14 protein-coding genes and 1 tRNA gene are annotated in these 12,145 nt (G+C 68.0%); 2 read left to right on the top strand and 13 right to left on the bottom strand.

The window, feature by feature from the left end; translation table 11 throughout:
• Nucleotides 1-38 precede the first annotated feature (38 nt).
• The 13 genes from KCTC_RS05920 to KCTC_RS05860 all read right to left on the bottom strand — a co-directional run bounded on the left by KCTC_RS05920 (nucleotide 39) and on the right by KCTC_RS05860 (nucleotide 11,209).
• Complete coding sequence (locus tag KCTC_RS05920) at nucleotides 39-602, bottom strand: hypothetical protein (RefSeq protein WP_125567654.1); 564 nt, start codon at nucleotides 600-602, stop codon at nucleotides 39-41.
• Nucleotides 603-660: 58 nt separating this feature from the next.
• A complete protein-coding gene (locus KCTC_RS05915) occupies nucleotides 661-1,650 on the bottom strand; it encodes a GDP-mannose 4,6-dehydratase (protein ID WP_125567652.1) in 990 nt (329 codons plus the stop codon).
• 10 nt (nucleotides 1,651-1,660) lie between these two features.
• Entirely contained in the window at nucleotides 1,661-2,437 is a 777-nt protein-coding gene (locus KCTC_RS05910) for a class I SAM-dependent methyltransferase (RefSeq protein WP_125567650.1), read from the bottom strand.
• Nucleotides 2,434-3,765, bottom strand: coding sequence for an O-antigen ligase family protein (locus KCTC_RS05905; protein ID WP_125567648.1), 1,332 nt, complete (start codon nucleotides 3,763-3,765; stop codon nucleotides 2,434-2,436). The genes KCTC_RS05910 and KCTC_RS05905 overlap by 4 nt, the downstream gene beginning before the upstream one ends.
• Nucleotides 3,762-4,721, bottom strand: a complete 960-nt coding sequence (locus KCTC_RS05900; protein ID WP_125567646.1) for a sulfite exporter TauE/SafE family protein — start codon at nucleotides 4,719-4,721, stop codon at nucleotides 3,762-3,764. Before KCTC_RS05900 ends, KCTC_RS05905 begins: the two co-directional genes overlap by 4 nt.
• Nucleotides 4,722-4,771: 50 nt before the next feature.
• Entirely contained in the window at nucleotides 4,772-5,584 is an 813-nt protein-coding gene (locus KCTC_RS05895) for an FkbM family methyltransferase (RefSeq protein ID WP_125567644.1), read from the bottom strand.
• A 580-nt stretch (nucleotides 5,585-6,164) separates the two neighbouring features.
• Nucleotides 6,165-6,237: transfer RNA gene (locus KCTC_RS05890), tRNA-Ala, on the bottom strand.
• A gap of 47 nt (nucleotides 6,238-6,284) precedes the next feature.
• Nucleotides 6,285-7,028 (bottom strand): divisome protein SepX/GlpR, encoded by a 744-nt coding sequence (gene sepX / locus KCTC_RS05885; RefSeq protein ID WP_125567642.1) that lies wholly within the window; start codon nucleotides 7,026-7,028, stop codon nucleotides 6,285-6,287.
• A 60-nt stretch (nucleotides 7,029-7,088) separates the two neighbouring features.
• Nucleotides 7,089-7,706 carry a GNAT family N-acetyltransferase gene (locus KCTC_RS05880; protein WP_125567640.1) on the bottom strand — a complete coding sequence of 206 codons (618 nt, stop codon included), beginning with the start codon at nucleotides 7,704-7,706 and terminating at the stop codon, nucleotides 7,089-7,091.
• The gene (locus KCTC_RS05875; RefSeq protein ID WP_174233035.1) at nucleotides 7,703-8,191 is read right to left on the bottom strand and encodes a MogA/MoaB family molybdenum cofactor biosynthesis protein; all 489 of its coding nucleotides are present in this window, start codon (nucleotides 8,189-8,191) and stop codon (nucleotides 7,703-7,705) included. The genes KCTC_RS05880 and KCTC_RS05875 overlap by 4 nt, the downstream gene beginning before the upstream one ends.
• A complete protein-coding gene (gene moaC / locus KCTC_RS05870) occupies nucleotides 8,179-8,643 on the bottom strand; it encodes a cyclic pyranopterin monophosphate synthase MoaC (protein WP_125567638.1) in 465 nt (154 codons plus the stop codon). The genes KCTC_RS05875 and moaC overlap by 13 nt, the downstream gene beginning before the upstream one ends.
• Nucleotides 8,643-9,818, bottom strand: coding sequence for a molybdopterin molybdotransferase MoeA (locus tag KCTC_RS05865; protein ID WP_125567636.1), 1,176 nt, complete (start codon nucleotides 9,816-9,818; stop codon nucleotides 8,643-8,645). The genes moaC and KCTC_RS05865 overlap by 1 nt, the downstream gene beginning before the upstream one ends.
• Complete coding sequence (locus KCTC_RS05860) at nucleotides 9,818-11,209, bottom strand: UTP--glucose-1-phosphate uridylyltransferase (RefSeq protein ID WP_125567634.1); 1,392 nt, start codon at nucleotides 11,207-11,209, stop codon at nucleotides 9,818-9,820. The genes KCTC_RS05865 and KCTC_RS05860 overlap by 1 nt, the downstream gene beginning before the upstream one ends.
• Nucleotides 11,210-11,233: 24 nt before the next feature.
• Here KCTC_RS05860 and KCTC_RS05855 point away from each other — a divergent pair, with 24 nt between their 5' ends.
• Both KCTC_RS05855 and KCTC_RS05850 read left to right on the top strand, forming a co-directional pair.
• Nucleotides 11,234-11,827 carry a 5-formyltetrahydrofolate cyclo-ligase gene (locus KCTC_RS05855; protein WP_164512492.1) on the top strand — a complete coding sequence of 198 codons (594 nt, stop codon included), beginning with the start codon at nucleotides 11,234-11,236 and terminating at the stop codon, nucleotides 11,825-11,827.
• 42 nt (nucleotides 11,828-11,869) lie between these two features.
• Nucleotides 11,870-12,100, top strand: coding sequence for an FmdB family zinc ribbon protein (locus tag KCTC_RS05850; RefSeq protein ID WP_125567632.1), 231 nt, complete (start codon nucleotides 11,870-11,872; stop codon nucleotides 12,098-12,100).
• The last annotated feature ends 45 nt before the right edge of the window (nucleotides 12,101-12,145 follow it).

The raw sequence follows: 12,145 nt of genomic DNA, 5'->3' as shown, positions 1-12,145 counted from the left end.
GAGTACTCACTCCGCAATCGGTGAGTGCGTGTGTCCCATCACGCCATGCACATGACGTCGCCGTACGGGCCGCTGCTGTGACCGCTTGCCTGGACGACTCCGTCGACGGTGATGGTGCAGTAGACCCGGATGCCGCGGTAGTCGGTGGCCAGGTAGAGCTGCGCGTACTTCGGCGGACCGTACGCGGTGACCGTCGTGCTCCAATCGGTCACCTTGCCGATGAGCTTGCCGCCGGCGCGAGCCGTCGGCACCACCCAGCCGAGTGCAGGGATCGGTGCCGTCGACCAGGCGTGCAGGACGACCTTGTGGGCCGGTTCGGAATGGGCCCAGCCGTTGCCGGACATACCCGTGAGTCCAGAACCGAGCGCGGAGCCGCCGTTGGTGTTGCCGGTGATGACCGTGCCGGTGGGTGTCGGAGCCGAGCCGAGGCTGCCGTACGTCGTCGGCGTCGGGGAGCCGCCGGCAGTGGCGTCGGCCGTCGGGGTGACCGTGTGGTCGTCACGCAGCGTCAGCGCCACGATCATGCCAGCGACGATCACGGCCGCGATCAAGGCCAGGACCAGTCCCACGCGCCCCCGCGGGTTCCTGATTTTCCTGCTCATGATGTCCTCCAGCCGTGCGGTGCCATCTCATCATGCCGAGGGCACTTCGCTCGGTATGTCAACGAGCCGACGACGCCCCGGTCACGTCGAGATAGTCGGCAGACTCCTCGACACCGGACCGGAGACGGCGGAGATCCACCTCCACCATGTGCTGCACGGTGGCCTCGAACGACGTCGTGGCCCGCCAATCGAGCGCGGCTGCGGCAGGTGCGGTGTCGGCTCCGGAGAAACTCGTGTCCGCCGGACGCAGGAGGGCCGGGTCCTGGTGGACGTACGACATCGGGTCGGACAGGCCCGCGGCCTCGAACGCCACGGCGAGCAGGTCCTCCAGCGAGTGTGCGAGTCCCGTGCCGATCTCCAGATCAGTCGGGTCATCGAGCCGAACCATGGCGCGCATCGCCTGGACGAAGTCGCCGGCGAAGCCCCAGTCGCGTACGACCTCGAGGTTGCCCAGATCGACCCGGTCCGTACGGCCCAGGGCGATGGCGGCCGCAGCCCGCGTGATCTTGCGGGTCACGAACGCCTCGCTGCGAAGCGGACTCTCGTGGTTGAACAGGATGCCGGTCGAGGCGTGCAGGCCCCGTGCGCGGGCGTCGTGAACGGCCTCGGCAGCGGCCTGCTTCGCCCGCGCGTACGGGCTGGCGGCGGCGTCGCCGATGAGTTCGGCCGACGACGCCTGGAAGAACCGGATCTGCTTGTGGATACGGGCGCTCGCGGCCATCACCGACTCGAGGAGGTCCACCACCGCCTGATGGTTGACGCCCATGGCTTCCTCCGGCGCGTTCCAACTCTGTCCGACGGAGGTGAACGCGGCGAGATGGAACACCTCGTCGGGCTCGGTCCGGCGGACCAGGTTGTCGAGCGCCGATGCGTCCCGGATGTCCACGGGGACGAGGTCGACTCCGTCGAGGTACGCCTCGGCGCGACCGGCACCGTTGCCGGCCGGATTGACCGTGCCGACGACGCGTACGCCGTCCGCCTGGAGCAGTCGGCAGAGGTAGATGCCGTCCTGGCCGGTCGCCCCGGTGACGAGGGCCGTCCTGGTCATCGGCGGTGCGTCACGGCTTCTTCTGGACGAAGATCATCAGCGTCGGCAGCGCGCGCGGCGGCGTGATCCGGTCCACGAACGACGCGACCCGCCATGCGGCCTCGGACCTCCCGACGTACTGCGGCTCGCTGGCGTGGCCGTAGATCGAGACGTTCCACAGGTCCGAGGAGAAGAGTCGCTTGAGGTCTCTGCGGGTGTTCATCGCGTACTGCACCGGGAAGACGTCCTCAGCGAGGCGACCGGGCTGGAGCCTGTCGAGGACGCGCACGTGCAGGTCGTTGGGCACCGCGCGGGCACCCATCCCGATGATGCCCCACTTGTTCGGCGTACGTGCTGCGAACCAGCCGCCCGGCTTCAGTACCCGGAGCAGTTCGGAGCTGACTCCCGGCGCATCAGCCGCGGAGACGTGTTCCAGGACGTGGTCAGCCACGATCAGGTCGTAGCTGCTGTCGGCGTACGGCAGGGGCTCGCCGGGCTGCATCACCTTGGCGTCGTCGAGTGAGGGGTTCTCCAGGACGACCGGGTCGACGTCGATGCCGTCGACCTTCTTGGCGATCCGCTGCAGGTCGCGCAGGCGGCGGTGGTAGTCGGAGATCCCGATGTCGGTCCAGTTGCCACGGCCTGCTCCGAAGTCGAGCACCTCGGAGTCGGGGGTCAGCAGCGCGTTCACGCGCTGGTAGAACTCGACGAACCCGTCGTACCGGGTGTAGCCACCGGCGGCGACCTCGGGATACATCCGCTGCAGGGTGCGGTGGGGCCGGAAGGGGGACGGCTCGCGACCGGTCACGTACGACTACCTCTCAATTCCTCTGCGCTGTGCTGCGCGATGACCCCCGCGTCAGATCCAACCATGTCGACCTCGGGGCGTCGTTGGTAGGCCAGGAACGCCAGCGCGACGGCACACCAGACGGCCCGGTCGTACAGGGACGGTTCGAACGCCATGATCACGGTCAGGCCGAGGGGTGCGTACCCCAGTCGGTGCATCGGGCCCTTGACGAACAGCGTGCGGTTGTACGCGACGATCAGGCCGATGTAACCAAAGAATCCGAGGACACCCGTCGCGACGGCGACCTCGAGATAGTTGTTGTGCACCAGGAAGACGTTCTCGAACGTCATGCCGTTGCCGGTGAGCGGATGGCCGGTGAAGAGCGCCCAGCCGTTCTGCAGCCCCTGACTGCGCTGCTGGTCCGAGCCTGCCACCGTGCCCTGCCCGAGGAGACGGCCGAGGGCGGAGTCGGAGGACGCGTGCGCGGCCAGCGTGCCGAAGGTGGCCAGGCCGATCGCGCCGAGGAAGGCCAGCCCGAAGGCGGCTTTCGTGGACCTCTCGAGGAGCGGAAAGACCAGCACGATGACCGCCAGCGCCAGTGCTGCAGCCCGGCTGCCGCTCATCAGGACGTCGAGTACGCCGACGGCGCCGCAACCCCATACGAGCCAGTGGCGGCTGCGCGGGGTGTACTGGTGGAGCCAGGTGAGCAGCGCGATCGCCAGCACCGCGTACTCGCCGAAGTAGTTGGGGTGTGTCGTCAGCCCGTACCAGCGGCCGTGCTGGCTCGCCGCGTACACGCTGTCGAACATCTGACCGGCCACGTACGCCCAGGCCAGGACCTGGATCTCCTTCACGCTGAGGTCAAGCGCGGCGAGGGCGAGCGGCAGGAAGCCGAGTACGGAGACCCACAGCATGATCGAGAACATGCTGGTCCCCGGATGGCCGGAGGCGATCGAACCGATGCCGCCGAAGATCAGCATGAGCGACAGGCCGACGGCGAAGTCGATCGGTACGCGTGCCCGGTTGCGCAGGAATCGCGGGAAGAGGGCGAGGAATGCGATCGCGATCAGGAGATCGGGAGGGGTGACCTGACTGCCGCCGCCGAGCCCCTTGTACATCGGCACCATCGCAAAGGCGAGCGTCAGGAGCATGAAGCCCCAACGCAGTGGGCCGAGGATCGCCATCAGAGCCACCATCGCGGCCGCGCCCACGGCCAGCAGGGCCCCGGCGGTGCCGAACGTCGCCAGCAGGATGAAGACGGCAGCAAGGGTGACCAGCAGCAGGAAGACCATGAACCCCGATAAGCGGCCGTTGCGCGGCGAAGGCGCCGCCCGCCGCTTCAGGATCACCCGGGAAGTCTAGAGCCGGGCTCATCCTCGGGTTCGACAACCCGCCACGCGGCGGAATTGTTGTCGAACGCAGGGAGGCCGCGGCGCTGGCGGATCCAGCCCCACAACAGCGGGCCGAGCAGCAACAGGCCGGCACCCAGGAATCCGATCTCACGTGGGGGGACGCCGAGCATGCTCAGACCGGTCAGGGTCAGCACGACGATGATCCCGCCGCGGATCACGTTCTGGTTGACCCAGGACGACATCTTCGCGCCGATGAATGTGCCCGGGGTGCCGCCCACGATCAGCGGGATCAGGATGTGCCAGGTCACTCCGGTGTTGAGTACGTGGCCGACCGCTGCGGCGATCACCAGGGGGACCGCCTGCACCAGGTCGGTGCCGACCAGTCGCTTGGCCGACATCCGCGGGTAGAGCAGCAGCAGCGCCACCATGATCAGTGAGCCCGACCCCACGCTCGTGATGCCCACCAGAAGTCCGCCGACAGCGCCGACCAGGATCGTGGGCACGGTGCGTACGCGTGGATCGACGGCGTCGGTGACGTTGCCCTGCTGGACGTGTCGCAACTGCAGATAGATCCGCAGTGCGTAACTGCACGCCGCGAGCAGCAGCGCCCACCCGATGGCGTCCTTGAGGAAGTTGACGTGGGCGTGCTTCTTGCCGATCTCATTGACGATGAAGCCGCCGGCCAGGCCCATGGGCACCGAACCGATCATCAACAACGAGGCCAGCCGCAGGTTCGGAGAACCCTTGCGCCAGTGCACGGCCGCACCGATCGACTTGTTCACGCCCGCCGCGACCAGATCGTTGGCCACGGCGGCGGCGGGGTTGATGCCGAGGAAGATCAGCGCGGGCGTCATCAACGCCCCGCCGCCCATCCCGGTGAGCCCGACGATGATGCCGATCCCGAAGGCGGCGATCAGGACGGACAGGGCGTCGGTGGTGAACAAGTGATGCATGGCGCGGCCACCCTAGTGGCACCGATGGGGTGCCGTGGTTGCGATCCGGGTCAGACCCGGCGGAGCCAGTGGGTGCCCAGCTCGTGGTCGACGCGCTCGTGACGCACCGAGGTGAGGCCGGCCTTGGTGAAGAAGGCCTCCAGTTCGGTCCACGAGTGGCCGGGAGCCGGGTGGTACTCGATGACGACGCGCTGGACGCCGGCCCAGTCCTCGGGCTGGCTGCCGAGGACGATCGGGTACTCGGCACCCTCGGTGTCGATCTTGACCAGAGCCACATCGCCCCCAGCCGCATCGAGCGCGTCCTTGAAGGTGATGCACGGGACGGTCACGCTCTTCATCGCGACCACTCCGACGGCGTTCGGGTCGCCGATGACGCCGTGGGTGCCGTTGAGGCCGCTCGCCGAGCCGTCGTCCTCGAGCACGAGCTCGCCGACTGAGTCCGAGATCGCCGTCGCGTGCACGGTGACCCGGTCCGCGAGCCCGTTACGAGCCACGTTGCCGGTGGCGATCGCGGCGCTCACCGGGGACGCCTCGTACGTGTTGATCCGCACACCGGGGTGCGCCTTCGCCAGACCGACGGAGAAGCAACCGATCTGGCCACCGATGTCGATCACGTTGATCGTGTCACCGAGGCCCTCGGTCAGCTCGTTGAAGCGGTACGCGTCCTCGGCGAAGATCTCGTACACGGGGACACGGGCGCCGGCGACGTTCGGGCACTCCATGACGACGCCGTTGCGGATCTTGAAGATGAGGGTCGGTTGCTTGCTGCCGGAGATGAGTCCGGCGAAGACCTGCGGGAAGTTGGTGAACGTCTTCGGCGTCTGCAGGACGCGGCGGAGAGCCAGGGCGGGGGAGCGGCGCATTGGGGGAGTCCTCGAGCTGTCGTGGGGTAGACGGGGCCAGACTACGGCCTCGACACGTCTCGTTCGTGGGAGGGCACGCCAGCCGGTCAGTGCGTACGCGGTAGCCCTGCCCGGCGCTCTGGCCTCGGGCTGTTTTCGTGCGGACTCGAGCTGTGGCGATGACCAGCGGTGAGAGGTATCGTCCAGAACGGTGACGTCGCCTACTGGGGGGCGGCGTCCGCTCAACCCCTACTCGGAGGGGCCACATGCATCATCATGTTCGGGCGCGCTTGGCGCGAGCCATCGCCCACATCGTCGTCAGTCCACGTCGCCGGGCGGTCGTGTGATGGCGCACGGCACGGTCAGGCACTCGCACGTGTGGCGATTCGTGGAACTGGATTTCGGGGCAGTTGGGGCCGTACGCCGCTTTGAGTGCGCGTGTGGTGCGATCGACTTCGATGCCGTGGCGGTCAGCGCGAGCTGACAATGAATGCCCGGTCGGCCCTGCCTGCCGACTGAAATGACGCCCGTGCGGTGCGGGCCGATGACATGACGAAGCGCCGCGGTCCTCATTCTGAGGACACGCGGCGCCAGTGCTGAGTGGAGGTAAGGGGATTCGAACCCCTGGCCTCTTCGATGCGAACGAAGCGCGCTACCAGCTGCGCCATACCCCCAGCGAGCGTCAAACCTACCAGTCTGTGCAGGAGTGACCGAATCGGGGTCAGGAGGTCTGGCGCTGCTGCTGACGCTCCGCGATACGGGCGCGTACGAGCTCGGCCTCGCGAGCCAGCGCGCTGTCAGCCTCGTTGTGACCGGCGCTGAAGACTCCGGTTGCGTCGAGGTCGATCGTGCGAACGGACCGCTGCGCGACGGCCGCATCGACGTACGACGGGAGCGGCACTGACACCGGCGTCCAGCTGTCCGTCTGGGCGTCGATCGGCGCACCGTCCTCGTCGAGCGCCAACTCGACCTGCGCGGTGACGGACACGGCTTCGGCGTCCGCCTCAGCGGCCGCGGGACGAAGAATGCTCATGGGGCGCTCCTTGCGGACCATCATCCGGCACGCGACCAGCCATGCGGCGATCAGCGTGACGGGCGCGATCAGCGACCAGGGGGAGACGACGGTCCATTCGACGAGACCGGCGTTGGTGAGGAGGAGGATCACGAGGGCGCCGAGTACGCGGCGGCGACGTCGGGCGGCTCGACGGGCTGCCTCACGGCGAGCTGTCGGGACCGGGGCCGGAGCGGCGTCCGGGACGGCCTTGAGGGAGTAGTCCGCCGACGAGGTGACCAGGCGCTCGTCGCCGGCCACAGCGTCGCGTCGAGCGAGTATGCGAAGGGAGCGCGAGACTGCGTCGCCGACCTTGCCGGTGCTGACGTGGGCCCGCTGCTGGCGGACCTTGGGGACCATGTAGACACCCCATGCCGCGAGGACCGCGACGAAGATCAAGGAGCTGGGGTTCACGCCTAGAACACTAGGAGCGTGCTCGCGCCCTGAGGCGGATGTTGCCGGGTGTGTCGCCTGTTATTCATGTGACTGGAGTCGACGGACGAGGCCGTCTGCCATCTCCTCGGCCGTGATGGCGAAGATCCGGTGGTCGCGCCATTCGCCGTCGATGTGCAGATAGAGCGGGGCGAAGCCGACCTCGCGAAGTCCGAGCTTCTCGACCACGCGCAGGGAGTTGGAGTTCTCGGGCCGGATGCACACCTCGATCCGGTGGAGACCGGCCGTGGTGAGGCTGTGGTCGATCGCCATGGCCACGGCGCGCGGCATGATCCCGCGGCCCGCGAACCTCTCGTCAATCCAGTATCCGATCGAGGCGAACTGCGCCGAGCCGCGGACGACGTTGTTGACGCTGACCTGGCCGGCGAATTCGCCGTTCACTTCCAGCGTGAACGGGAACGCCTGACCACGGCGTGCCGCGCGGTGAAGGTGGGCGATCGCCTTCACGTACGTCTTCGGGCGTGCCGGTGTGCCGGGCGGACTCGTGGCATCCCACGGGTGGAGCCACGCTGCCGATCGCTTCCGCGCGAGTTCCCAGGCGTACGCGTCGCGACGCTCCATCGGGCGCAGGGTGATCTCGCCGTCCTGCAGGACGACCGGCCAACCCTGATGCGTCGACCGGCCCGGCAGGAGATTCATGGCGTACGCGGGTGGTCGCCGCCGGCCACCTGGGCGAGGGCGTGTTCCAGCACCGGGCGCAAGACGGCGATCGCATCGCGTACGCCTCCCGGCGACCCGGGCAGGTTGATCACCAGGGTCCGTCCGATCTGCCCGGCGACACCGCGCGACAGCATCGCGCTCGGAATGCCCTTGGCGATTCCGATGGCCCGCAGCGCCTCGGCGATCCCGGGGATCTCGCGGTGCAGGAGCGGGCGCGTGAACTCGGGCGTGAGATCGGTGGGTGTCAGACCGGTGCCGCCGGTGGTCAGGATGACGTCGATCCCGATGTCGGCCGCCGTCCTGATCGCCGTGCCGACGAGTTCGCCGTCGGGGACCACGACGGCCTGAGCCTCGATCCCGAGCTCTGCGAGGAACTCGATCAGGATCGGCCCGGTCTCGTCCTGGTACGTCCCTGCCGCCGCCCGTGTCGAGGCGACCACGACGACTCCGCTCAACGCGTCCACGAGCCGGTCTTCCCGCCTGTCTTGGACTCGACCTTGATGTCGCTGATGACGGCGGCCGGGTCGATGGCCTTGACCATGTCGACGATGGCGAGCGCGGCGACCGATACCGCGGTCAGAGCCTCCATCTCCACTCCGGTGCGGTCACGGGTCTTGACGGTGGCCGTGATCTCGACCGCCTCGTCAGCGACCGCGAGGTCGATGTCGACGCCGGTGATCGCGATCGGGTGGCACAGCGGGATCAGGTTCGGCGTCTGCTTGGCGCCGAGGATGCCGGCGATCCGGGCAGTGCCCAGGGCGTCACCCTTCGGGACGCTACCTGCGCGCAGCGCCGCGACGACCTCGGCGGAGACCAGGACGCGACCAGTGGCGACGGCGACACGTGCGGTGACGTCCTTGGCCGAGACGTCGACCATACGCGCCTCACCGGCGTCGTTGAGGTGGGTGAACTCCATCAGTCGGTCTCCATCAGCCAGACGTTGACGTCGGTGCCAGCGGCGAGAATCGTCGCCTCGGCCGGGATCTCCACGAGGGCGTTCGCTGCCGCGAGTGCGCCGATCAGGTGGGAGCCAGGACCGCGTACCTGGCTCACGATGCCGTCGGCGTACGCGCCGCGCAAGAACTGGGTCTTGCCTGCCGGGGAGGTCATCTCGTGGGCCAGCCGCGCGCGGATCGGGTGGCCCACCGGGTCCGGGTGGCCCATCAGCTTGCGCAGTGCGGGGCGTACGAAGAGAACGAACGAGACGTAGGCAGACACCGGGTTGCCCGGAAGGCAGAGGATGGGCGTCCCGTTGAGCCGGCCGAAGCCCTGCGGTTTGCCCGGTTGCATCGCGACTGGTCCGAACCAGATGCCCAACGGGGCCAGCGCTGCCTTGACGACGTCGTAGTCGCCGGCGGACACGCCACCCGTGGTGATGATCAGGTCGCTGTGGGTGGCCTGCCGGGTCAGATGCTCGAGCAGGAGCTCCGGATCGTCGGTGACCGAACTCGTCTCTGCTTCTGCCCGCAGGCCGCGTACGAGCTCGGCCAGCATCAGGCTGTTGCTCTCGTAGATCGCGCCGTCGGTGAGGTCCTCGCCGGGCTGGCGCAGTTCGGCGCCCGTCGAGACGACGCTCACCCTCATCGGGGTGGCGTGAGCGACGACCTCGCCGATCCCGACCGCTGCGATCGCTGCCATGTGGCGAGGGGTCAGGACCGCGCCCCGGGGTGCCACGACATCGCCGATCTGCAGGTCCTCGCCCTGGCGGCGGATGTGGGCTCCGAGGGTCGGCCGCTCGCTGATCGTGACCGAGACAGTGCCGCGATCGGTGGCTTCGTACGGCACCACGCAGTCGGCGCCGATCGGGATCGGTGCCCCGGTCATCACCTTCATGGCGCATCCGGGGGGCAGGGTCGCCGTCGCACTGCCAGCGGCACTCTCGCCGGCCACGGGGAGCGTCGTGCCGGTCAGGTCGGCCAGTCGAAGGGCGTACCCGTCCATGGCGGAGTTGTCGAAGATCGGCAGCGGGATCGGGGTGCGTACGTCCTCGGCGAGAACTGTCCCCCGCGCCGTACGCAAGGGCGACTGGATCGGGGCGTTGGCCGTCAGGTCCCGCAGGATCTGTTCGAGGTACTCCTGCGGACTCAGCATCAGCCCAGGTGGGTGTCGCCGTTGAGAACGGTGCCGCCATTGAGGCGAGCGGTCCCCGGCGTGGTGACGGTTGAGTGGCCGACGACCTGGACGGACGCGCCGAACGTGATGTCACCGTTGACCCGCAAGGACTCGGCCTTCTCCATCGACGGCACTCCGTCGGGGAAGCGCTTCTCGAAGTCGCCCACCAACTTGTAGTGGTCTCCGTCGAGGTCGACGAAGGGTACGTCCTCGGGGATCTGGTTGAGGACGTACTCGTCGTTGAGTTCGTACACGTCCGAGCGCAGGACGAGGAGGTCGTTCGTCGTCTTGACCGGTACGAACCGATCGCGGCCGACTTCGATCAGCTCGGCCCCGTCGAAGACCTCGATCGCCGCACCCATGGCCGTCTCGATCTGGATCACCTTCGGCGTCGAGGAGTCGCTCGGGTCGACCGTCTTCTCGTTGCGGATCATCGGCAGGCCCAGGATCCCGCCGCGCTCGTCGAGCGCCTTGCGCAGCGCCTCGAGGTCCACCCACAGGTTGTTGGTCGACATGTAGCGGTGCTTGTCGACGTTGTTGGCGTCGGACATGTCGGAGGCCTGGATCTGGGCGCTCTCGCGCAGCACGATCCGGTCATCGGAGGTGCGGCGGGTGAAATGGCCGCCCTTGCGGTCCGAGGCCGTACGCCGCACTGCCTCGATCGCGAACGGAGCACCGGTGTGGGCGAACCATCCGGCGATCCGGGCATCCGGGACGGCTCCGAGATTGTCCGAGTTCGAGACGAAGATCCGCTCGAAGCCCTGCTCCAGGAGCAGATCGAGCAGACCCGTGCCGTGCAGTGACGTGTAGATGTCGCCGTGTCCGGGCGGGCACCACTCGAGTTCTGGATCCTGCGGCCACGCGACTGGAGTGAGGTCGTCGACGAGGAGCCGTGGCTCCTTGTTCTGCAGGAACTCCAGCGGCAGTCCGGGCGTCGCGAGCGTCTCGTACCGCGCGATGGCGTCGAGCGTGTCCCGCGAGGTGCGGAACGAGTTCATGAAGATCAGTGGCAGACGTGCGTGATAAATGCCGCGCAGATGCAGCACCTGACGTACGGCGATGTCGAGGAAGCTCAGACCGGAGCGGACGGACAGCAGCGACTTCGCATAGTCCATCCCCATTGAGGTGCCGAGGCCGCCGTTGAGCTTGATGACCGCGGTGGTCCGGATCGCATGGGCAGCGTCGGCCGGCCTGACGACGACATCGTCCAGGGAGTGGATGTCGACGGGCTCGATGTCGGCCTCGGGAATCATCCCGGTGACACCGTTCTCCAACTGCGCGTAGTAGTGCGCGAACGTCAGAATCGCCGTCTCATCGACGCCTGCGCGCTGCATCGCCGTGATCGCGGCATCCAGTCCGGCATTTCCCATGAGAGTTGATCGTAGGGTGAGGGCGTGTCCGAGCCGAATGCCCCCGGCGAGTCGGCCGTCGCGAAGGTGGCGTTGCGCGACCAGATCCTGACCTCACGCCGACGCCGCGGCCTCGCGTCCATCGGCGCCGACGCGCGCGCGCTCGCTGCAGTTGCACTGTCAGATCCGCACGTACGCCGGGCGGCGACCGTCGCGGCGTACGTCTCGGTCGGCACCGAACCGGGGACCGGGCCGTTGCTGGATGCTCTCGTGGCGGCCGGCAAGCGTGTACTTCTCCCGATCCTGCAGCCGGACAACGATCTGGACTGGGGTGTGTACGACGGCTCGTTGGTGCCAGCCCGCCGCGGTCTGCTGGAGCCTGCCGGCCGCGGTCTGGGCACCGAGGCAATCGGGTCTGCCGATGTGGTGCTGGTCCCCGGTGTCGCTGTAGACCACGGCGGACGCCGACTCGGCCGCGGCGGTGGGTCGTACGACCGGGCCCTGGCCCGGGTCGTGCCGGGAACATGGACGGCGATCCTGGTGTTCGATGAAGAGGTCGTCATCCACGTGCCGACCGATCCGCACGACAGAACCGTCGATGCGGCGATCACGCCGACACGGGTGATCCAGTTCGGCTGAGTTAGCCTTGCGGCTCACCTGACGGCCCGGAGGAGACCTGCTGTGCCCACGTACGAGTACGCCTGCACCGAGTGCGGCCATGCCTTCGATGCGGTCCAGAGTTTCAGCGATGCTGCTCTGACCGAGTGCCCGGAGTGCGGCGGCAAGTTGCGCAAGGTGTTCAGTGCGGCCGGTGTGGTCTTCAAGGGCTCCGGCTTCTACCGGACCGACAGCCGCTCGACGACGTCCACATCGTCCACTTCTTCTCCACAGACGTCCTCGACCTCCGCCTGATCCACAGCGCAGGGCGGGCGCGGCTCCTGGCGAGTGGTCAGGTTC

The sequence above is a fragment of the Nocardioides baekrokdamisoli genome, assembly GCF_003945325.1.
GTDB classification, from domain to species: domain Bacteria; phylum Actinomycetota; class Actinomycetes; order Propionibacteriales; family Nocardioidaceae; genus Nocardioides; species Nocardioides baekrokdamisoli.
This window is presented reverse-complemented; position numbering and strand designations above follow the sequence as displayed.

Excerpts from the sequence above, each read along its gene's own strand:
- KCTC_RS05865 (WP_125567636.1), bottom strand. The coding sequence starts at position 9,818 with ATGCTGAGTCCGCAGGAGTACCTCGAACAGATCCTGCGGGACCTGACG.
- KCTC_RS05920 (WP_125567654.1), bottom strand. The coding sequence starts at position 602 with ATGAGCAGGAAAATCAGGAACCCGCGGGGGCGCGTGGGACTGGTCCTG.
- moaC (WP_125567638.1), bottom strand. The coding sequence starts at position 8,643 with ATGGAGTTCACCCACCTCAACGACGCCGGTGAGGCGCGTATGGTCGAC.
- KCTC_RS05860 (WP_125567634.1), bottom strand. The coding sequence starts at position 11,209 with ATGGGAAATGCCGGACTGGATGCCGCGATCACGGCGATGCAGCGCGCA.
- KCTC_RS05895 (WP_125567644.1), bottom strand. The coding sequence starts at position 5,584 with ATGCGCCGCTCCCCCGCCCTGGCTCTCCGCCGCGTCCTGCAGACGCCG.
- KCTC_RS05900 (WP_125567646.1), bottom strand. The coding sequence starts at position 4,721 with ATGCATCACTTGTTCACCACCGACGCCCTGTCCGTCCTGATCGCCGCC.
- KCTC_RS05915 (WP_125567652.1), bottom strand. The coding sequence starts at position 1,650 with ATGACCAGGACGGCCCTCGTCACCGGGGCGACCGGCCAGGACGGCATC.
- KCTC_RS05880 (WP_125567640.1), bottom strand. The coding sequence starts at position 7,706 with ATGAATCTCCTGCCGGGCCGGTCGACGCATCAGGGTTGGCCGGTCGTC.